Annotated in this window: 1 protein-coding gene; it reads left to right on the top strand. The window is 47.5% G+C overall.

Features of this window, described 5'->3' with window-relative positions; translation table 11 throughout:
* The first annotated feature begins 75 nt into the window (after positions 1-75).
* Positions 76-1,631 (top strand): IS3-like element ISSpu6 family transposase gene (locus MO387_RS20710; RefSeq protein WP_220778109.1). Its coding sequence is split into 2 segments (ribosomal slippage): positions 76-538 and positions 538-1,631, totalling 1,557 coding nucleotides; the frame shifts between segments, so codons are not numbered across the junction.
* The last annotated feature ends 39 nt before the right edge of the window (positions 1,632-1,670 follow it).

Below are 1,670 nucleotides of genomic sequence, written 5' to 3' on the forward strand. Positions count from 1 at the left end.
CCCCCTGTGTCAGGATTGTTGTCACCCCTAAATAATCATTATGTTTAAAGACAGGGTGCGGCAAAAGAGAACGATATGGCTCGGTATTCACCAGAACGTAAAGAGGCGATCCTTAAAAAATTATTACCTCCTCACAACTTAACGGTCGCAGAGGTCGCTCGGGAAGAAGGCATCGCGGTGCAAACCTTGTATCATTGGCGAGATATTGCCAGAAAAGAAGGTCGCCCCGTGCCAGGTAAAACATTAACAGCCGATGATTGGTCGGCTGAAGCAAAACTTGCCGTGATTATTGAAACAGCGCCGCTGTCGGAAGCGGAGATAAACCAGTATTGCCGTGAAAAGGGCTTGTTCCGCGAGCAAGTACAGCAGTGGAAACAGGATTGTTTAGCTGGTTTTCAAACCTCAGAAGTACAAACTAAAACCATTAAACAGCAGGCTAAGGCTGACAAAGCCGAAATCAAATCGCTGCAACGGGAATTGCGCTATAAGGAGAAAGCGCTGGCTGAAGCTGCTGCGTTACTGGTGCTCAGAAAAAAGCTCAATGCGCTCTGGGGGGACGACAGCGAGGAGAGCTAACCCCCTTGCCTGAGCGCATAGCATTGATTGCCTTAATCCAAGAGGCGTATACCCAGGGTGCTCGCCTTTATAAGGCTTGTGCTGAAACGGGCCTCAGTAAGCGTACCTATCGACGTTGGTATCGAGAAGGTCAAGTGCAAGCTGATTTAAGGCCAACAGCAGCTCGACCAGAGCCAGCAAATAAACTCGAAGAACATGAGCGACAACAGATATTAAGTGTGTGCAATCAAGCGGAGTACGCCAGCTTACCCCCGTCGCAAATTGTGCCAACATTATTAGATAACGGGATTTATATCGCCTCGGAATCCAGCTTCTACAGAGTGTTAAATGCTCATGGTCAACTTAACCATCGTGGCCGCACTCAGGCTGCGGTCAATCGAAGCAAACCGTTGAGTTATCGGGCAGATGGGCCGAATCAAGTGTGGTCATGGGACATCACTTATTTAGCCTCAATCGTCAAAGGCCAGTTCTACTATTTGTACCTGTTTGAAGATATTTACAGTAGAAAAATAGTGGGTTACGAAGTTCATGAGCAAGAAAGTGGGGAATATGCCGCTGCGCTAATCCAACGCTGTCTGTTACGCGAGCAATGCTTTAACACGCCATTAGTGCTGCATTCTGATAATGGGGCGCCGATGAAGTCACTGACCATGAAAGCCAAGCTGGAAGAGCTTGGTATTACGGCATCATTAAGTCGGCCGCGGGTGAGTAATGACAACCCCTTTTCAGAGTCGTTATTTAAAACGTTGAAATACCGCCCACAGTGGCCGGCATCAGGTTTTTGCTGCTTAGCAACAGCAAGAGAATGGGTGGAAAAGTTTGTAACCTGGTACAACGATGAGCATAAACACAGCCAGCTAAATTTTGTCTCACCAGGGCAACGTCATGCACTGCAAGATGGCGCTATTTTAGCGAAGCGCAAGAAAGTGCTTGAGGCGGCGAAGGAAAGAAAACCGATGCGTTGGTCTACAGAGATCAGAAATTGTGAAGCGGTTGGCGCTGTAACACTCAACCCAGATAAGGCACCAGAAGAAGGCGTAATAAATGCAGCTTAATATTTAAACAAAGAGTGACAACTATCTTGAAAAACACCG

The sequence above is a fragment of the Shewanella sp. N2AIL genome (genome assembly GCF_022690845.1).
Lineage (GTDB): Bacteria > Pseudomonadota > Gammaproteobacteria > Enterobacterales > Shewanellaceae > Shewanella > Shewanella baltica.